Annotated in this window: 18 protein-coding genes and 1 pseudogene; 13 read left to right on the top strand and 6 right to left on the bottom strand. The window is 69.9% G+C overall.

All coding sequences use genetic code 11. The annotated features are described in order from the left end of the window. The first annotated feature begins 5 nt into the window (after positions 1 to 5). The 6 genes from FB467_RS13475 (at position 6) to FB467_RS13450 (ending at position 6,377) form a co-directional block, all read left to right on the top strand. Positions 6 to 779: a maleylpyruvate isomerase family mycothiol-dependent enzyme gene (locus FB467_RS13475; protein WP_141785562.1), complete on the top strand. Its 774-nt coding sequence runs from the start codon at positions 6 to 8 to the stop codon at positions 777 to 779. Positions 780 to 865: 86 nt separating this feature from the next. Continuing rightward, on the top strand, positions 866 to 1,543 hold the full coding sequence (gene trhA, locus FB467_RS13470) for a PAQR family membrane homeostasis protein TrhA (protein WP_228393181.1): 678 nt from the start codon (positions 866 to 868) through the stop codon (positions 1,541 to 1,543). 45 nt (positions 1,544 to 1,588) lie between these two features. Then, complete coding sequence (locus FB467_RS13465) at positions 1,589 to 2,587, top strand: acetamidase/formamidase family protein (RefSeq protein WP_141785561.1); 999 nt, start codon at positions 1,589 to 1,591, stop codon at positions 2,585 to 2,587. A 57-nt stretch (positions 2,588 to 2,644) separates the two neighbouring features. Beyond that, positions 2,645 to 3,403 (top strand): SDR family NAD(P)-dependent oxidoreductase, encoded by a 759-nt coding sequence (locus FB467_RS13460; RefSeq protein ID WP_141785560.1) that lies wholly within the window; start codon positions 2,645 to 2,647, stop codon positions 3,401 to 3,403. Positions 3,404 to 3,483: 80 nt separating this feature from the next. Then, positions 3,484 to 4,980, top strand: coding sequence for a TldD/PmbA family protein (locus FB467_RS13455; protein ID WP_141785559.1), 1,497 nt, complete (start codon positions 3,484 to 3,486; stop codon positions 4,978 to 4,980). Next, positions 4,980 to 6,377 carry a metallopeptidase TldD-related protein gene (locus FB467_RS13450; RefSeq protein WP_141785558.1) on the top strand — a complete coding sequence of 466 codons (1,398 nt, stop codon included), beginning with the start codon at positions 4,980 to 4,982 and terminating at the stop codon, positions 6,375 to 6,377. The genes FB467_RS13455 and FB467_RS13450 overlap by 1 nt, the downstream gene beginning before the upstream one ends. 52 nt (positions 6,378 to 6,429) lie before the next feature. On the opposite strand, the gene FB467_RS13445 is transcribed toward FB467_RS13450, so the two are convergent. Together FB467_RS13445 and FB467_RS13440 are read right to left on the bottom strand one after the other, a co-directional pair. Then, positions 6,430 to 6,843, bottom strand: coding sequence for a hypothetical protein (locus FB467_RS13445; protein WP_141785557.1), 414 nt, complete (start codon positions 6,841 to 6,843; stop codon positions 6,430 to 6,432). Positions 6,844 to 6,939: 96 nt separating this feature from the next. Then, complete coding sequence (locus FB467_RS13440) at positions 6,940 to 7,455, bottom strand: HXXEE domain-containing protein (RefSeq protein WP_170230722.1); 516 nt, start codon at positions 7,453 to 7,455, stop codon at positions 6,940 to 6,942. A 60-nt stretch (positions 7,456 to 7,515) separates the two neighbouring features. Between FB467_RS13440 and FB467_RS13435 the strand changes: the two genes are divergently transcribed. Next, a complete protein-coding gene (locus tag FB467_RS13435; protein ID WP_170230721.1) occupies positions 7,516 to 8,181 on the top strand; it encodes a TetR/AcrR family transcriptional regulator in 666 nt (221 codons plus the stop codon). On the opposite strand, the gene FB467_RS13430 is transcribed toward FB467_RS13435, so the two are convergent. The 3 genes from FB467_RS13430 to FB467_RS13420 form a co-directional block, all read right to left on the bottom strand. Then, positions 8,159 to 8,380, bottom strand: coding sequence for a CarD family transcriptional regulator (locus FB467_RS13430; protein ID WP_141785554.1), 222 nt, complete (start codon positions 8,378 to 8,380; stop codon positions 8,159 to 8,161). The genes FB467_RS13435 and FB467_RS13430 overlap by 23 nt on opposite strands. Before the next feature lie 387 nt (positions 8,381 to 8,767). After that, positions 8,768 to 9,007, bottom strand: a complete 240-nt coding sequence (locus FB467_RS13425) for a DUF6262 family protein (protein WP_141785553.1) — start codon at positions 9,005 to 9,007, stop codon at positions 8,768 to 8,770. Continuing rightward, positions 9,004 to 10,842: a tyrosine-type recombinase/integrase gene (locus tag FB467_RS13420; protein WP_211350608.1), complete on the bottom strand. Its 1,839-nt coding sequence runs from the start codon at positions 10,840 to 10,842 to the stop codon at positions 9,004 to 9,006. Before FB467_RS13420 ends, FB467_RS13425 begins: the two co-directional genes overlap by 4 nt. Positions 10,843 to 10,987: 145 nt before the next feature. Between FB467_RS13420 and FB467_RS19550 the strand changes: the two genes are divergently transcribed. Both FB467_RS19550 and FB467_RS13410 read left to right on the top strand, forming a co-directional pair. Next, positions 10,988 to 11,269 (top strand): transposase, encoded by a 282-nt coding sequence (locus FB467_RS19550; RefSeq protein WP_425325850.1) that lies wholly within the window; start codon positions 10,988 to 10,990, stop codon positions 11,267 to 11,269. Between the two features lie 19 nt (positions 11,270 to 11,288). Next, a complete protein-coding gene (locus FB467_RS13410) occupies positions 11,289 to 11,534 on the top strand; it encodes a 5-formyltetrahydrofolate cyclo-ligase (RefSeq protein ID WP_170230719.1) in 246 nt (81 codons plus the stop codon). Positions 11,535 to 11,675: 141 nt separating this feature from the next. On the opposite strand, the gene FB467_RS13405 is transcribed toward FB467_RS13410, so the two are convergent. Then, complete coding sequence (locus tag FB467_RS13405) at positions 11,676 to 13,163, bottom strand: HNH endonuclease signature motif containing protein (RefSeq protein ID WP_170230717.1); 1,488 nt, start codon at positions 13,161 to 13,163, stop codon at positions 11,676 to 11,678. Positions 13,164 to 13,564: 401 nt separating this feature from the next. Between FB467_RS13405 and FB467_RS18525 the strand changes: the two are divergent. The 4 genes and pseudogenes from FB467_RS18525 to FB467_RS13390 form a co-directional block, all read left to right on the top strand. Then, positions 13,565 to 14,110 (top strand): annotated as a pseudogene (locus FB467_RS18525) (nucleotidyltransferase family protein); the annotation flags it as partial. 99 nt (positions 14,111 to 14,209) lie between these two features. Further along, positions 14,210 to 15,109, top strand: coding sequence for an AAA family ATPase (locus FB467_RS18520; RefSeq protein WP_170230865.1), 900 nt, complete (start codon positions 14,210 to 14,212; stop codon positions 15,107 to 15,109). Then, a complete protein-coding gene (locus tag FB467_RS13395) occupies positions 15,109 to 16,209 on the top strand; it encodes a vWA domain-containing protein (protein ID WP_141785548.1) in 1,101 nt (366 codons plus the stop codon). Before FB467_RS18520 ends, FB467_RS13395 begins: the two co-directional genes overlap by 1 nt. Next, entirely contained in the window at positions 16,202 to 17,377 is a 1,176-nt protein-coding gene (locus FB467_RS13390; RefSeq protein WP_141785547.1) for an XdhC family protein, read from the top strand. The genes FB467_RS13395 and FB467_RS13390 overlap by 8 nt, the downstream gene beginning before the upstream one ends. The last annotated feature ends 89 nt before the right edge of the window (positions 17,378 to 17,466 follow it).

Raw genomic sequence — 17,466 nt, 5'->3', positions numbered from 1 at the left:
CGACCATGACCACCCAGCTCACCCCACGATCCAGCCGGAAGACTTTCCGTTCCGCCCTGAGCCACGACGTCGCCATGCGCCTTGCCACGACCGAGTACGACAGGGTGGCCTCCACCCTGGAACAGCTCAAACCAGAGCACTGGTCCCAGCCGACCGATTGCGAGGCATGGGACGTCCGTGCAGTCGTCGGGCACATGGTGGGGATGGCCCGGTTCGCGGGATCCACCCGCGAGCTCGTGCGGCAGTTCGTGCTCGCCACGTGGCGGGCAAGACGTCAGGGACTCGAACCCATCGACGGACTCACCGGCCTGCAGGTCGACGAGCACGCGAGCCTGACCACGGCCGATCTGCCCGTGCGGATGAGGCAGTACGGCACCAGGGCTGCGCGCTACCGGGACCGCATGCCGGCCTCCGTCCGCCGGCACGTCACTCTCTCGGAGGAGACCGGCGGGGTGCAGGAACGCTGGACGATGGGCTACCTGGTCGACACCATCCTGACCCGCGACCCGTTCATGCACCGTCTAGATATCGCCCGGGCCACCGGAGTGCTCGTGCCGGCCACGGCCGAGCACGAAGGTGTCATCGTCGACGACGTCGTCCGGGAGTGGGCCTCGCGCCACGGCCAGCCGTTCAGCCTGGAACTGACGGGCGCGGCCGGTGGCCGGTGGGGAGTCGGCACCGGGGGAGAGGCCATCGCGATGGACGCTGCCGACTTCTGCCGGGTCGTCTCCGGCCGTGGCTCGGGGCCCGGCCTGTTGGGGTCCCAGGTGCCGTTCTGAGGGGGAGGTGTCCCGGTCTGGCCTCGGCGAGAAGCACACCGCAGAGACCGTAGGCTGGGTAGCCACTCATCCGGGAGAGGAACCTGGTGGATCAACCCACATTCAGCAAGGACGGCAGCGTCCATGTCACCGACGAGCGGTTCAACACGATCTCGCACATGTTCGGGGCCTGTTTCGCCCTGGCCGGGTCGGCGCTCCTGATCGCGCAGGCCGCCGAGCAGGGTGATCCGTGGAAGATCGTGGGGTTCAGCGTCTATGGGTTGTCCCTGATGACCCTGTTCGTGGCGAGCACCCTTCATCACGGGCTGGACCGCGGCCCCGTGTTCAACGAGGTATTGCGCACCCTGGACTACACCTCGGTGTTTCTGCTCATCGCCGGCACCGTCACGCCACTGGTGCTCGTGCTGTTCCGCAACACCTATGGCTGGACCGTCTTCGGGGCCGTCTGGGCCATCGCGATCTTCGGGATGGTCATGCGGTCCATATGGCGTGAGTTGCCCAAGTGGGTGACCAATACCCTCTACATCACCCTGGGGTGGATGACGGTGCTCCTGATCGGGGCGGACGTCTCCCTGCCGCTGGGGGCGCTGGCCCTCATGGGTGCCGGCGGCATCGTCTACAGCGTCGGGTTCGTGATCTTCGTGATCGAGAAGCCGAATCCGAAACCGGGGGTGTTCGGTTTCCACGAGGTGTGGCACGCGCTCGTGGTCGTGGCCGCCGCGCTGCACTACCTGCTGATGTACTTCTACGTCTTACCGGCGTAGTACGCAGCCCTGTCCCGGACGGCCGTTCTTCGATACGGTCCGGACATGGAGGTCAGGGAGTACACGCCGGCCAGTGATGAGTACGCCTACACCTTTGGTGGTGTGGCACCGGTCTTCAGCGTCCGGCCGGGGTCCGCGCTCCGCCTGTGGTCCGACGACGCCTTCGGCGGGAAGTTGCGCAGCATCGACGACCTGTCGGCCGAGAAGGTGGACCTGCGGTTCGTCAACCCGCAGACCGGCCCGTTCTACGTCGAAGGCGCCGAGCCCGGGGACACCCTGGTGCTGCACCTGGTGGACCTCGAGCCGGCCCGTGACTGGGGCGCCTCGGCGACCATCCCGTTCTTCGGCGGGATGACCAGCACCGACCGGACCGTCTCCTTGCAGGCGTCGCTGCCCGACACTACCTGGATCTACCACCTGGAGCGGGAACGGAACACGGTCGCCTTCGAGGCACGGTTCGGCGAGCAGCGGTTCGAACTCCCGGTCGCACCCATGCTCGGCACGGTCGGGGTGGCGCCCCCCGGGGGAGAGGTCCGATCCTCCCTCGTGCCGGAGCGGTTCGGCGGCAATATGGACACCCCGCAGATGCGAGCCGGGGCCACCGTCTACCTGGGCGTCAACGTGGAGGGTGCGCTGTTCTCGCTCGGCGACGGGCACTACCGGCAGGGCGAAGGGGAGGCCTGCGGGACGGCCGTCGAGGGGGCGATGACCTCCACCGTCCTCGTCGACCTCATCAAGGGCGGCGCGCCGCTGTGGCCGCGGATTGAGGACGACGACCACTGGATGGTGGTGGGTTCCAGTCGGCCGATGGAGGACTCCTGGCGGATCGCCAACGCCCAGGTGGTGGGGTGGCTGTCCGAGCTCTACGGGCTGCACCCGATGGATGCCTACCAGCTCATCACCCAGATCGCCGAGGTGCCCGTCGCCAACGTCGTGGACAACAACTACAGCGTGGTGGTCAAGGTCGCCAAGGCACTCCTGCCGACCGCTCAGGCGTTCGGCGGAATCCACGCCGAGCTCCGGGCGCTCGCCCGCACACTCTGACAAGAACCACGGCGCGGCGAGACTGCCGGCAGCCCCCCCACACCAAGGAGTCTGGCCATGGATCTGCAACTCACGGGCAAGAAGGTGCTGGTGACCGGTGGCACCCGCGGCATCGGACGGGCGATCGTCGAGGGTTTCCTCGCCGAGGGCGCCGTCGTCGGGTTCTGCGCCCGCAACGCCGAGGAGGTGGGTGCAGTGGAACGTGCCCTGGCAGAGCGTGGCGAGGTGACCGGCGCCGTCGTGGATGTGGGGGACGCGGACACCCTGCGCGGCTGGGTGCAGGACTCCGCCGCCGCGATGGGCGGACTGGACATCGTGGTGGCCAACGTCAGCGCGCTCGCCATCCCCGACACCCCGGAGAACTGGGAGCTCAGTCTCACCGTCGACATCATGCACACGGTCCGGCTGGTGGAGGCGGCCATGCCACACTTGGAGGCCAGCGACTCGGCGTGCATCATCGCCATCTCCAGCGTGTCCGGGCGGGAGGCCGACTTCGCGTCCGGCCCCTACGGGACCGCCAAGACCGCGATCATCGGCTACATCCAGGGCCTGGCGCTGCAGGTGGCCGAGAAGGGAATCCGGGCCAACACGGTCTCCCCGGGCAACACCTACTTCGAGGGCGGCGTCTGGGAGGGCATCGAGGAGGGCAACCCGGACCTGTACTCGATGGCGCTCGGGCTCAACCCGACGGGGCAGATGGGCCGCCCCGAGGAGGTGGCTGACCCCGTGGTCTTCGTCGCCAGCCCGCGGGCATCGCGGATCAGTGGCGCGAACATCCTGGTCGACGGCGCACTCACCCGCGGCATCCAGTTCTGAGCCGCACCGCTCCACCGCGGGACGTGACCTAAAGCCCGTGCGTCGCGACGGCGGCCGGAACGACCACGTAGGGTCGTAGCATGCCCGAAATCGACCCGACGTTCACCGCGCTTCCGCTCCGAGAGCTCGCCGACGCGGCCCTGTCCCGTGCCGCCTCTTTGGGTGCCAGTCATGCCGACATCCGCGTCGTGCGGACCCAGCGACTGCACCGCATGCTGCGGGATGCTCGGCTGGAGGCCAGCTCAGACTCCTCCGACCTGGGGCTGAGCGTGCGGGTGATCCACGAGGGGTCGTGGGGATTCGCGGCCGGAGTCACCCTCACCACCGCGGAGGCGCAGCGGCTGGCCGACCAGGCCGTGGCGATGGCCACGGTGGCCCGCCCCCTGGTCAGCACCCCCGTCGAGCTCGCACCCGAACCCGTCCACGCGGACCAGACCTGGGTGTCGTCATACGACATCGACCCGTTCGAGGTGCCCGAGGCAGACCGGTTCGCCAGGCTGCTGGACCTGTCCGAACGGCTTCTCGCCGCGGATGCCGTGCACCACGCGACGGCACGGCTGCTGGCGGTCAAGGAGAACACCTTCTACGCCGACCTCACCGGCACCTCGACCACGCAACAGCGGGTGCGGATCGAGCCGGACTTCCAGGCGGTCAACGTCGGCGACGGTGGGTTCGCCACCATGAACACCGTCGCGCCGCCGGCCGGCCGTGGGTGGGAGTACCTCACCGGGACCGCGTGGGACTTCGAGGAGGAGATCGCCCACCTGCCCGAGCTGCTCGCCGAGCACGCCAAGGCCCCGTCGATCGAGGCGGGCCGCTACGACCTGGTCATCGAGCCGACCAACCTGTGGCTGACCATCCACGAGTCGGTCGCCCACGGCACCGAGCTGGACCGGGCGCTCGGCTACGAGGCCGCCTACGCCGGGACCTCGTTCGCCACCTTCGATCAGCTCGGCACCCTGCAGTACGGCTCTGAGCACATGAACGTCACCGGCGACCGGGTCACCGAACACGGGCTGGCGACCGTCGGCTTCGACGACGAGGGTGTCGCGGCCCAGACGTTCGACATCATCAAGGACGGGGTGCTGGTCGGCTACCAGCTCAACCGGCAGATGGCCCAGGAGAAGGGCTTCGGCAGGTCGAACGGCTGCGCCTATGCCGACTCCGCCGGGCACATCCCGTTGCAACGTATGCCGAACGTGTCGCTGGCCCCGGATCCACAGGGGCCGGACGTGGCCGGGTTGATCGCGGGCATCGACGACGGCATCTATGTCATCGGCAACAAGTCCTGGTCGATCGACATGCAGCGGTACAACTTCCAGTTCACCGGGCAGCGCTTCTTCCGCATCAAGGACGGTCGCCTCGCGGGGCAGGTCAAAGACGTCGCCTATCAGGCCACCACCACCGAGTTCTGGGGCTCGATGGACGCGGTCGGCGGACCGGACACCTACCTGCTCGCGGGATCGCTGAACTGCGGCAAGGGTCAGCCCGGACAGGGCGCGCCGGTGAGCCATGGCTGCCCCGCCGCGCGCTTCCGCAACGTGAACGTGCTCAACACCGCAGAGGGGGACAACTGATGAACGACATCGCCGTCAGCAGCTGGGTCGAGCAGGCCGTGGCCGCTTCGACCGCTCGGGAGTGCACCGTCATCGTCCAGGAGTCGCACGAGGTCAACCTCCGGTGGGCAGCCAACGCGTTGACCACCAACGGCTCGATGAGCCAGCGCACGGCAACGGTGATCAGCACCGCTGAACTGGCCGACGGCGTGTCTGCCGCCTCGGTCACCGGCCCGCTGGCCACCGCCGAGGACCTGCTCGAGCTGGTCCGCCAGGCCGACGCAGCGGCCCCCGGGGCACCGGCCGATGACGAGGCCCAACCCCTCGTCTCCGGCCAGGCCGACGAGGACTTCGACCACCCGGCATACCGGGTCGGGCCGGAGGACTTCTCCGGCTTGGCCCTAGACCTCGGCACCGCCTTCGAGCGCGCCGCGGCGGCCGGTCACCTGTTGTTCGGGTTCGCCGAGTACCGCCGCACGACCACCTGGCTCGCCAACAGTGCCGGGTTGCGTCGGCGCGCGGTCGAACCCATGGGGCGCCTCGAGGTCAATGCCAAGGCGCCGGATCTGATCAACTCAGCGTGGGTCGGGGCGCAGTCGACGGACTTCACCGACGTCGATGTCCCGGCGATGCACGACGAACTGGAGAAGCGGCTCGGCTGGGGGAGCACCCGGGTCGACCTCCCCGCGGGGGAGTACGAGACGATCCTGCCGCCCGGGGCGGTTGTCGACCTGCTCGTCTACGCGTACTGGACGATGAGCGCCCGGGACGCCGAGCAGGGGCAAAACGTCTACGCCGGCGCCGAACGCGGCACCACCCGCATCGGCGAGCAGTTGAGCACGCTGCCGATCACGATCGCATCCGACCCCGAGCACCAGCAGTTCCAGCAGCCACCGTTCGTGATCCTTCCCAGCTCCGCACCGGGACTGGCGTCAGTATTCGACAACGGCGTGCCCGTGGGCAGGGTTGACTGGGTCAAGGACGGGGTCCTGCGCAACCTTGTGCGGACCCGGGCCGGATTCGCACGCTCGGGCGGCACCGGGGACCTGCCGTTCCCGTCGGAGAACCTGCTGGTGGACGCCGGTGGCACCGCCGATCTCGACGAGATGATCGCGGGCACGAAGCGGGGTCTGCTGCTGACCTGTCTCTGGTACATCCGAGAGGTCGACCCGCAGACGCTGCTCCTGACCGGTCTCACCCGGGACGGGGTCTACCTGATCGAGGAGGGCAGGGTCACCGCGGCGGTCAACAACTTCCGGTTCAACGAGTCGCCGATCGGCCTGCTGCGACGAGCCACGGAGGCAGGTCGCTCGGAGCACACCCTGTGCCGGGAGTGGAACGACTGGTTCACCTGTTCCTTGGCGCCGGCGTTGCGCATCCCTGACTTCCGGATGTCGACGGTCAGCCAGGCGTACTGAGGTCGCGCCGGGTTGCCGTGCGCGGGGGCGCACCCCGGTGGTCGCCCGGACGTTACCGAGTCCGGCGTGCGGATCGTCCAGAGGTGGTGGATGACTCCTCGGGGCGGGGCATCTTGGGCACGCCCTCCAGGCGACGGTGGAAGCGCACCTGCTCGGCGCGGGAGTCCAGGACGTGCCAGAGGGCGGCGTGTGCGGCCCATGGCAGCGGCTCCTCGCCGTCCCGCCAGCTGTCGCCGAAGCTGATCCAGACCGGCAACCACCCGGACGCGCAGTCCCACTCGCCCCGGTGCTTCTCCAACAGGCGGTGACGGATCTGGAAGGCGGTGCGCGGCCCGTCTTCGCAGATGGGGGCGGACTCGACAGGCCAGAGCCTCAGGTCGACAGCCATGAGCTCGAGCTCCAGGTCGACGAGGGCAGGCGGCGCCACCAGTACGGTGGCGACGTTCTCGTGAGGCTGGCGTCTCATCGCTGCACGCTAACCTGCAACCGGTCTCGGTGTCAGCCCCTGGCTGATCCGCGGTCAGTCAAGGGTCAGGTCAATGCCGTGAGATCAAGGGTCAGATCACGGCGTCAGTGCGGCCGCCAGGCCCAGCGAGCCGAACACGAGGGCCAACGCAGCCCCGACCGTGATCAGCACGGCACCCAGCGTCCATCGGACGGGGGGTAGACGCCGGATGATGACGAGCCCCGCTGGCACCAGGAGCAGCGCCCCGCTGAACAGCCCTGGCATCGGATCCCGTGACACCAAGCTCATCACGATGTGGCTGACGCCGTTCGCCACCAGCGCGTAGGCGGCGCAGGCCAAGACGCCTGCGCTCCAGCGCGGGCGGGCCAGCACTGCGACGATGGCTGTCCCTGCGAAGAGCGCCGTGACGGTCAAGAGGGCGAGGGTGAACCGGGTCTGGTCGCCGTGCAATGCACCACCCGGGAGCCAGGGGCGGTCTGCCATCCAGCCAGTGAGGTCAAGGAGCCACTCCTCGATGTTGTGCACCGCCAGGGTGCCGACGGCGAGTCCCCATAGCGCCGCGAGACGGGGGAGTACGCGTGCTTGAGGCGGTGTGTCCTCGATCTGGGACACCGGGAGCATGGCTGCCTCTCTTACGACTGTATTAGACACTTACGAGTGTATGGTCGTCGCGTGAAACCCGCAACCGATTCGACTGGCGAAGGCAGGGCGCGCGTTGCCCGTGCCCTGTTACAGATCGTTGCCAGGGACGGCATTGTCGGAGTCAGTGTGCGCAACGTCGCCGCAGAGGCGGGGGTCAGCGGCGGGACCGTCCAGCACTACTTCCGCACCCGCACGCAGATGTTGCACTATGCGATGGCGCTCATCACCGAGCACGTGGCTGCGCGACTCGCGGCAGTGCCGCGGACCGGTCCAGCGTCCGAGTGGACGCGGGCAATCCTGCTCGAGTTGCTGCCGTTGGACGAGCAGCGGCACCGAGAGTTCGGCGTCTGGCTCGCCTTTTCCGCGCACGCGGACACGGACCCCGACCTGGGTGAGCTCAAGCGGGATACGGCCGACCGGCTGCGGGACTTGTACCGGGATCTGCTGCGCGCACGACGAGCGGCAGCGACGGAATCGGGGGCTGCGGTCCCGTCGCGGACAGTGGTTGGCTCGACGGCTACCGGTCGTTCGTCGGGCGGTGAGATCGAGGAGTGGGAGGCTGTGCTCCTGCAGGCCGTGGTCGACGGACTGGCCCTACAGTTGGCCGATCTCGGCCCGCGCGAGGCGGCGAAGGTGGGACCCGAGCTGCTGGATCGCTATCTGGCTGTGGCTCCTACAGGTGCTCCATCTTGCTGAACGGGCTGACCACGCGGACGGTCCGGGAGGAGAAGTCGACGGTGACCGCATGCGCTTCCACCCCCGTGACACGACCGACCCCGTAGGAGTCGTGACAGACCTTGTCGCCCACCGCGAACTGGGTGATGACGACGTCGGGTTTGGGCGGGAAGGGGCTGGTGGCGAGGTGGCGTCGCCTGGCAGGGGCTGGAGTAGTCATTGCCCCCAGTATGCCCCTGTCCCGGCCACGCCGCGCTCAGGCATGATTTCCGCAAGGCGCACAGGTCGTTCATCTCGATCAGTGCACTCGACCTGTGGACATGCCGTCCTCGCGTAACGCTCGCCGCCGGCCGTGGTACTTCCGGCGCCTGCGACCGCCCCAGGGTGCTGGGCGGCCCCAACCCAGGGCGCCGGGGGCGTGTAGGTCCCAGACTGTGGGCGTGGCTGTGTCTGAGGGTGATCGGCCCCGCGTTTTCCGGACAGCATCTAACTGTAATTCAGGCGGCCGCCGTCGAGCTTAGGTACTCGTCGTGGACTTCCTGTGGCGTCCGATACCCGAGTCCCGAGTGGAGACGTGCGGTGTTGTATCGGAGTTCTATATATCGCGCTACATCCTTGCGAGCACTGCGACGCGAAGAGTCGCGAGCTGGTCGGTGAGTGGGCTGAGTGGGCCATCGGTGTGGTGCTGGTGGTGCTCGATGACTGCGCGGAGGGCGGCGTTGCGGTAGAGCGTGGAGCGGGCCAGCCCGGTGGTGGCGGCGACCTGGGTGAACGTGATGGGTTCTCCGTCGCGGGCAAGGTCGGCGCAGGCCCCTTCGACGGTGTTCAGGACTTCGGTGGTGGTCATCCGGTGCTGGCTCCCGTGTCGGCGATCAGGGTGTCGAGGCGGGCGATGAGTTTGTGGTGGCGCTCGGCCTCGGTGATCCATCCTCGCTGCTCGGCGTCGTGGGCGAGGGCTTGGGCATCTATGCGTTGAGCGGCCAGGATCGGCAGGGAGGAGGGATCGGCGCGATAGGAGGGGCAGTGCTCGCAGATGTTGGCGTAGGTGCAGGCGCCCTGGGCAGGTGCGCGCAAGCAGAATCCTCCGGCCATGCGCGATTTCAGAAGTGGTGTGGTGCGCCAGTCCTTGCCGCCGGTGATGTCGGCCAACGGGAGTTGGGTCCTGCCCGAGGGGCTCGGCTCGGTCAGCGGGGCGGGCTGTGAGACTTGCTGTTTGGCCAGTTCCAGGGCGCGCTCGTACTCGGTGCGGACGGTGGAGTCGAACAGGCGCCCGTAGCGCAGGCTCATCTCGGCGCTGACATGACCGAGCAGCGCCATCAGTGCTTGCAAGGAGACGCCGGCGTTGACCAGGGCGGTGGCGTAGGTGTGCCGCAGTTGGTGGGAGGTCACGCGTTCCAGCCCAGCGGTGTGGGCGGCATGGTCGAGCTCAGCACGCAGGCTTTGCTGGCCCAGCCGGCGTCCGTGGTGGGTGAACAGGAACTGTGCCGGGCGCCGGTAGCGAGGGTGGGGCAAGGGCCGGCCGTGGGAACGCAGGGTGGTGATCCGGTCGAGGAGGTCGAGGATCTCGGTATCGAGCGGGACCATCCGTTCGGTGCTCATCTTGCCCAGGGGGACCTTGAGCCAAGCTCCGTTGTCCTCGATCTGGTGCACGCAGTCCAGCTCCAGGTCCAGCAGCTCGCCGATCCGCAGCCCGCAGGCGCGTTGCAGGCGCAGCGCCAGCGCGGCCAGCTCGTTGTGGGGGTGTTCGGTCAGCGCGGTGATCAGGGCACGGTCGGCGTCTACCGGCAGGTAGCGCGGCAGAAGCGTGGGGAGTTTGGGGATGTCGTCGCGGAAGATGACCTTGCGGGGCGGGGCAGCCTCCCAACCCCACTCGGTGATATCGGTCAGGAACGTGGCCACGGCGATCACGCGTCGGTGCCGGTCACCGATGCTGATCGGTTGCCCATCCTTGGCGCTCACGGTGTCGATCAGCGAGGCGAGGAAGGGCTCGATGTGGCGGCGTCGGTCCAGGTCGCCGACCGTGACCAGGCCCGGGTCGATCGTGGCCAGGAAGATACCGAAGTGTTTGAGCCGGGTGGCCATCGTGGAGACCGTCTTGACCTGGCAGGTCGCCTTCTTGCGTTCCAGGTAGGCGATCAGCTCGGCCTGGATCGGTGGGCTGACCTGTGCCATCCGTTCGGTCAACGGGACCGGCCCACCACTGCGCGGCAGGTCATCCAGGACGCCGAGGCGGAACAGGACCCGGTGGGTGTTACTGATCGCTGACAGGTAGTGCCGGTGGCTGGCACCGGTCCGGGCTGCCCGCTCACGGCAGGCGGCGGTGAACTCCTCCAGGTCGGCCAGCCTCAGGTCCTGCATCGCTCGACCTGTCTGAATCAGCAGCCCTGCCGGGACCTGTGAGCCGGTGGAGAGGCGTACGCGCATGGAGAACCCGAGCTCCTCGGCGGCGGCCAGGAACCGATCGACCTCACCCTGCAGCGGGCTGCCGAGGATCTCCCGCCAGATCGAGGAGAACTTACGTTCCAGCAGGTAGTCATATCCCGGTCGCAGCCCGTGGTGCAGCATCAGGAAGGTAATCACCGGACGAGTCTGGTGGTCGGCGGCGAGCCGATCAGCCAGCGGTTGCGCAGCCCAGTCCTGCGGATCAGGCCAGGACTCGAAGAACCTGCGCGCTGCACCCACGTAGGGCGAGCTCCCCCGACCAGTCGCGGCCAGGCGGTCCAGGTAGGCGGCCAGCAGGTCAGCACCGGCGCCAGGCGCGGGGTCAGGGCCCGTATGGGCAGCACCGAGGAAGTACGACGCTGAGTATCGGGAGCGGGCGGTGCGGATGTACCGTGGCCGGCTCGCTGAGGGTGAGGAGTCCAAGTTGGGCGCGCGGCGCCACGTGGGGTCCTTGCTGGGCTTGAACCCGGCGACCTTGCGTAACTGGGTCGAGGAGGCCGAGCGCGCCGGGGGCACCCGGGGATCGGGCGCGGCCTCACGCAGCGGGGACAGCGAGGAGGTCAGGGCGCTGAAGAAGAGGGTCACCGAGTTGGAACGTGCGAACGAGATCCTCAAGACCGCGTCCGCGTTTTTCGCTCAGGCGGAGCTCGACCGCCGACTCAGGTGAGTGGGGCCTTCATCGAGACGTGCTGGCCGAGGTCGACGTCGCGTTCACCCCCGGCCTCGGCGTGGACGGTCGTGGCATCCGGATCGGCAAGGGTGGCGGCTACCACGACCGGGCGCTGCAGCTGCTGCGGCCCGACACGCCCACCGTGACCGTCCTGCACGAGCACGAGTTGCTCCCCCACGTCCCCGACGAGCCGCACGATACCCCGGTCTGGGGCGTACTCACCGCCGACGGCGTCCGCCAGTTCCCCTCCCGCGAGGTGTAGTCGTCGCGGCGCGCCACGAGGTCTCACTGAGTCGGAGCGACCCCAGGGCCTGTGGGCAGGCCCTGGGGTCGCGGCATGGGAGTGTCGGCCTCCGGGAGTTGGCGTCCGGCGTCGCGGTGTTGGCGTTCGGGTGTCCGGGTGCTATGAGTGGTTGAGCAGGGCTGGGGTGGGTGCCACCCCGAGATCTCGGGGTGGTCGGTATCGGGTGTTGCGGGCCCAGGTGGTGCCTCCGGGTGCCCGGAACTCGGGGATCCCGTCCTCGGGGTGGAGTCTGATTTGCCAGTGTTGGTCGTGGATCAGGTGGTGGTGGAACGCGCAGAGCATCACGCCCTGGTCCAGGTTCGTCTCGCCCCCGGTGGACCAGGGGTTGCCGGCGTGGTGGAACTCGCACCAGCCGGGGGGCCGGTCACAGCCCGGCATCGCGCATCCTTGGTCGCGTTGCCCGATCCCGATCCGTTGGTGCTTGCTGAACAACCGGCGCAGGGTCCCGTGGTCCAGGGGCAGGCTCTTACCGCCGAAGACCTGGGGCAGGAGCTGCTGGGTACACGCCAACCGGCGGATCTGCCCGGCGGTCAACCGGACCCCGGTCGAGGTCGTGCCGCACCCGGTCCCGGTGGCTAGTTTCTCCTGGGACAGTGAGACCGCGACCACGGCCGCCGAACCACCGGACTGGACGAACCCGTCGGTCGGAGTGTGCTCGATCAGGGCACAGAACGCCTGCCCCAGCTTCTGCGGGTAGGACCGGTCATCACCCGGACCACCCGGACCACCCGGGCCACCGGGACCGCCCGGCCCGCCGGGGCCGCCGGCGGGGCCGGCGGGGGTTGCGGGGCCGGTGGTGCGTAGGTGGTCGCGGCGGGGTGAGGCGACCGCGTCCAGGATGGTCTTGAGGAGTTCGCCCTGGACCGTGGGGATCGTGAAGCCGCCCTGGTAGGTGCCCTCACCGGTCTCCCGCATCCAGAACGTGGTCAGGGACCGGGCGCGGCGTTCGCGACGGGCCACGATCGCCTCCTCGTCGGCATCGGTCTGCTCCGGGGTGGCCCTAAAGACCTCGCTGATCCGGTCGCCCCTGGCCCGCAGGTCCCGCAGCGTCATCGTGCCGGCCTGGCCCAGCAGGGCGGTCTCGGCCGCCTCCCGCTGGTCGGGAGTCACGTCCTCGGGCAGGTCCTTGAGGATCTTGCCGATCACCCCGGCCTGGGCCCGGGTGATCCGCCCGGCGCCGAACGCGTCCTCGGTCGCGCCCGCCCGCGCCTGCTTCAGGGTGTCCCCGAGCCGGACCAGCTCGTCCCCCTCGCGCCGGTCCCCACCGAAGTCCGACCCGAGCAACGACCCCGTCGACGCCGCGCCGTGCTGGCGGGCCGTGCCGGCCGCTTCCAACACCCGGGCCGCGGCCATCTTGTGCGCCGAGACCTGCTCAGCCACCCGCGACAACCGGGCATACAACGCCCGCGCCGTCGGCGCCTCCAACCCCGCCCACGCCTGTCGCGACACCCCACCCAGCGCGGCCTCCACCCCCGCCACCATCGCCTCCACCGGATGCGGCACCGGGCACCCGGACACCGGGTAGCCGGACACCGGGTGCCCGGTGTCCGGGTGCCCGGTGACCTGAGACGGCCCGGGAAGCACCATCGGCGTCTCTTGCGGCTGTACCGCCATACCCCTCACCACCCTCCGGCATCCCACCTGCCACTCCGACCCAACGTCCTTCCCCGGGACCCTGATCGAATCTTTGTCCTAATCTAACCCACCCACTCCACACTCGTCAATACGTTCGACGAAAATATGTTCGACAAAATCGAACGGCACCCATCAATACCCCACTGACCAGGATCAACGCGCTCACCGAAGACTGGGCGCGCGGCAGGGTCGACACTGCCCGGGGCGCGTCGAGGTGGCGTTGCACGGCGTCGACAGCTCTCGGGCTCGCAACGCAGTGCGCCGGGCCCAAGACGTCGGAGCCACGAGAGCCTGGACGGTGCGCGTGCCCAGGTCCATATCGACGGACCTCCGCCCCGGGCCACAATGGGGCCATGGGTATGCCGAATGGTGCGCGGGTGCACGGCCTGCTGTTGGCGGCGGGTGCCGGTCGTCGGATGGGCATGCCGAAGGCGCTGTTGAGCCGGGAGGACGGACAAAGCTACGTGGAGGCCGCCTGCCGCACCCTTATCGAAGGGGGGTGCAGCGACGTCCTGGTCGTGCTGGGCGCCCGCGCGGACGAGGTGCAGGCCCGGCTGGACGCGGCGGACCTGCCGCAGGTGCGCACCACCCGCTGCGTCGACTGGGCGGAGGGGATGGGCGCCTCGCTGCGCACCGGCCTGCAACACCTGCAACAACTGAGCACGGAACACGGGGACACGGGGCACGAGGCGGCACTGGTCCACCTGGTCGACCTGCCCGACGTGGGCCCCGGGGTGGTCCGACGCGTCCTCGAGGAGGGCGGGGCGCCCGGGGACGGGGCCCTGGGCACCGCCCTGGCGCGCGCGGCATACGACGACCTGCCGGGCCATCCCGTGCTACTCGGGCAGGACCACTGGGCCGGCGTCCTGGCCTCGGCAGACGGGGACCGCGGCGCCCGGGAGTACCTGCGGGTCAACCCGGTGCAGACGATCCCGGTGGCGGACCTCGCGACGGGGGCGGACGTCGACACCCCGGCGGACCTCGGGCATGCTCGGCCCATGCGACCCGACGAGGTGTTCCGTGACGTGGGGGCCGTGCGCGCGGCGCTGGGCGAGACCGGCTACCTGGCCGACGAGGGCCTCGGCACGGTCACCTACCTGGCCCACGCGCTGTCCCGTCCCCTGTTGCTCGAGGGTGAGCCGGGCACCGGCAAGACCGCCCTGGCGGAGGCCATCGCGCAGGTCCTCGCGGTGCCGTTCATCCGGCTCCAGTGCTACGAGGGGATCGATGCCACCCAGGCCCTGTACGACTGGGACTTCCCGCGCCAGATCCTGCACCTGCGGACGGTCGAGGCGGTGGCTTCCGCCGGGGGCCCGACCCGCGAGGGGGAGGAACTGGAGGCCGAGCTGTTCGACCAACGCTTCCTCCTCGCCCGGCCCGTGCTGCGCGCACTGCGGGAGAGCCCGTGCGTGCTGCTCGTGGACGAGATCGACCGGGCCGACGACGAGTTCGAGGCGTTCCTGTTGGAGGTGCTGTCCACCTGGCAGGTCACCATCCCCGAGGTCGGGACGGTGACGGCGCAGACGCCACCCTTCGTGGTGCTCACCTCGAACCGGACCCGGGAGCTGCACGACGCGCTGAAGCGGCGCTGCCTCTACCACTGGATCGACCACCCGGGGCTGGCGCGGGAGCTGGAGATCCTGCGCACCCGGGCGCCGGAGGTGCCAGAGCAGCTGGCCGAGCAGGTCGTCACCCTCGTCCAGCAGCTGCGCCACGAGGGGGAGCTGATCAAGCCGCCGGGGGTCGCCGAGACCCTGGACTGGGCCCGGGCGCTGCAGGCGCTGGGCGCGAGCAGGCTGGACCCCGAGGTGGCGGCCAGCACCCTGGGGACCGCGGTCAAGTACCGCGAGGACGCCGACCGGGTCCGCCGGGCCCTGGACCGGATGCTGACGCGCTGATGACCTGGACCGGTGAGGAGACGCTCCTGGGCTTCGCCCGGGCACTCCGTGCCGCCGGTCTCCCGGTGACCGCCGACCGCGAGCGCACCTTCCTGGCCGCCTGCGCCGCGGTGGGGGTGTCCGACCGGGTCGGGGTCTACTGGGCCGGTCGGGGCACGCTGTGTGCCTCGCCCGCGGACCTCGAGCCCTATGACACCGTCTTCACCGGCTGGTTCGGCGGCACCCCGATGAACGCCGTCACCAATCAGGAGGTGCCGCGGCTGAGCACCGTGCAGGCCGACCTGACGGACGGCGGCACGGGCGGGTCCCAGGACGGGGACGACCCGGTCCGGGCGGTGGCCAGCCCGACGGAGGTGCTGCGCCACCGCGACGTGGCGGGCCTGTCCCCGCAGGACCGGGCCGAGCTGCGCCGGCTGTTCGGCACGCTGCGGCCCCATCCGCCGACCAGGCCGGCCCGACGGCATACGGGTGCGCACCGCGGTCAGGTCGACGGACCGGCCACGCTGCGGGCCCAACTGAAGCGGATGGGGGAGCCGGCGCCGGTGCGTTACCGCCGCCGGGACACCCGTCCCCGGCAGGTGGTGCTACTCATCGACGTCTCCGGATCGATGTCCTCCTATGCCGACTCGCTGCTGCGGCTGGCGCACACGCTGGTGCAGGCCGCACCACGGAGCACCGAGGCGTTCACGATGGGCACCCGCCTGACCCGGGTCACCCCGGCCCTGCGCGAGCGCGATCCCGACCGGGCGCTGCTGCGGGCGGGGGAGGCCGTGCCCGACTGGTCCGGGGGCACCCGGCTGGGGGAGATGCTCGGGGCCTTCCTGGACCGCTGGGGACGACGGGGTATGGCGAGGCGCGCGGTGGTCGTGATCCTCTCCGACGGCTGGGAGCGGGACGGCACCGACGTGCTGGCCGAGCAGATGCGGCGGCTGCACGCCCTGGCGCACCGGGTGGTGTGGGTCAACCCGCACCGGGGCAAGCCCGGGTATGCGCCGGTGCAGCAGGGGATCGTGGCGGCGTTGCCCTATTGCGACGATTTCGTGGCCGGACACTCGATGGCCGCGTTCGAGGAGATGGTGGAGGTGGTCCGCGGTGCGTGAGGTGCTGCAGGAATTGCTCGGTTGGTGGCAGGCCGGTGAACGCGTCGGCATGGGCACCGTCGTCGGGACCTGGCGTTCGGCACCCCGTCCGCCCGGGGCCTCCATGCTCGTCGGCCCCGGCGGCGAGGCCGTCGGGTCGGTCTCCGGCGGCTGCGTTGAGGGCGCCGTCTACGAGCTGTCCCAGGAGGTGCTGGACGGCCGGCCGCCGGTGCTGCAGCGCTACGGGGTCAGCGACGACGACGCCTTCGCGGTGGGCCTGACCTGTGGCGGGATCCTGGACGTCTTCGTCGAGGAGATCTCGCAGCAGACCTTCCCGCAGCTGGGCAGGGTCGCCACCGAGATCGACGAGGGTCGACCCGTGGCGGTCGCCACGGTGGTGGCCCATCCCGACGAGTCCTGGCTGGGGCGCCGGCTCGTGGTCCACCCCGAGCACACCGCGGCGGCCGAGGGCGACACCGGGACCCTGGGCAGCGCCCGGGCCGACGCCGCCGTCCGTGACGACGCCAGGGGACTGTTGGCCGGGGGCCGCACCGCCACGCTGTCCTACGGGCCGGACGGCGAACGCCGGGGAGACCAGATGCGGGTCTTCGTCGCCTCCTACGCGCCCAAGCCCCGGATGCTGGTCTTCGGCGCGATCGACTTCGCCGCGGCGGTCGCCAGGGTCGGCTCGTTCCTGGGCTACCAGGTCACCGTGGTGGACGCCCGGCCCGTCTTCGCCACCCGGTCCCGCTTCCCGGAGGCGGACGAGGTGGTGGTCCAGTGGCCGCACAAGTACCTGCAGGGAGAGGTCGATGCCGAGCGGATCGACGAACGGACCGTCATCTGCGTGCTGACCCACGACCCGAAGTTCGACGTGCCGCTCCTGGAGGTCGCCCTGACCGGGCCGCGGGTGGCGTATGTCGGGGCGATGGGATCGCGTCGCACTCACGAGGACCGGTTGGCCCGGCTGCGGGAGGCCGGCATCGACGAAGAGCACCTGGCCCGGATGTCGAGCCCGATCGGTCTCGACCTGGGCGCCCGGACCCCGGAGGAGACGGCCGTCAGCATCGCCGCCGAGATCATCGCGCTGCGGTGGGGAGGCGCCGGGGACCGGCTCTCGGAACTGCAGGGTCCGATCCACCACCGCGACCCGATCGCCCACCAGATGGGTGAGGAAAGCCTCACCTGACCCGTGGGTGCGGGTCCCTCTCCCGACGCCGTTCCGCATCTGCGGAACCACGTCTGACCTGCGGCGATGTATGGCGCGTGACCCTTGTC

The organism is Ornithinicoccus hortensis (assembly GCF_006716185.1).
GTDB lineage: Bacteria > Actinomycetota > Actinomycetes > Actinomycetales > Dermatophilaceae > Ornithinicoccus > Ornithinicoccus hortensis.
This window is presented reverse-complemented; position numbering and strand designations above follow the sequence as displayed.

Bases quoted from the DNA above. Each gene is read 5' to 3' on its own strand.
- FB467_RS13450 (WP_141785558.1), top strand. From the start codon at position 4,980: ATGAACGACATCGCCGTCAGCAGCTGGGTCGAGCAGGCCGTGGCCGCT.
- FB467_RS13460 (WP_141785560.1), top strand. From the start codon at position 2,645: ATGGATCTGCAACTCACGGGCAAGAAGGTGCTGGTGACCGGTGGCACC.
- FB467_RS13425 (WP_141785553.1), bottom strand. From the start codon at position 9,007: ATGACCACCACCGAAGTCCTGAACACCGTCGAAGGGGCCTGCGCCGAC.
- FB467_RS19550 (WP_425325850.1), top strand. From the start codon at position 10,988: ATGTACCGTGGCCGGCTCGCTGAGGGTGAGGAGTCCAAGTTGGGCGCG.
- FB467_RS13475 (WP_141785562.1), top strand. From the start codon at position 6: ATGACCACCCAGCTCACCCCACGATCCAGCCGGAAGACTTTCCGTTCC.
- FB467_RS13430 (WP_141785554.1), bottom strand. From the start codon at position 8,380: ATGACTACTCCAGCCCCTGCCAGGCGACGCCACCTCGCCACCAGCCCC.
- FB467_RS18520 (WP_170230865.1), top strand. From the start codon at position 14,210: ATGCGACCCGACGAGGTGTTCCGTGACGTGGGGGCCGTGCGCGCGGCG.
- FB467_RS13465 (WP_141785561.1), top strand. From the start codon at position 1,589: ATGGAGGTCAGGGAGTACACGCCGGCCAGTGATGAGTACGCCTACACC.
- FB467_RS13405 (WP_170230717.1), bottom strand. From the start codon at position 13,163: ATGGTGCTTCCCGGGCCGTCTCAGGTCACCGGGCACCCGGACACCGGG.
- FB467_RS13395 (WP_141785548.1), top strand. From the start codon at position 15,109: ATGACCTGGACCGGTGAGGAGACGCTCCTGGGCTTCGCCCGGGCACTC.
- FB467_RS13445 (WP_141785557.1), bottom strand. From the start codon at position 6,843: ATGAGACGCCAGCCTCACGAGAACGTCGCCACCGTACTGGTGGCGCCG.
- FB467_RS13455 (WP_141785559.1), top strand. From the start codon at position 3,484: ATGCCCGAAATCGACCCGACGTTCACCGCGCTTCCGCTCCGAGAGCTC.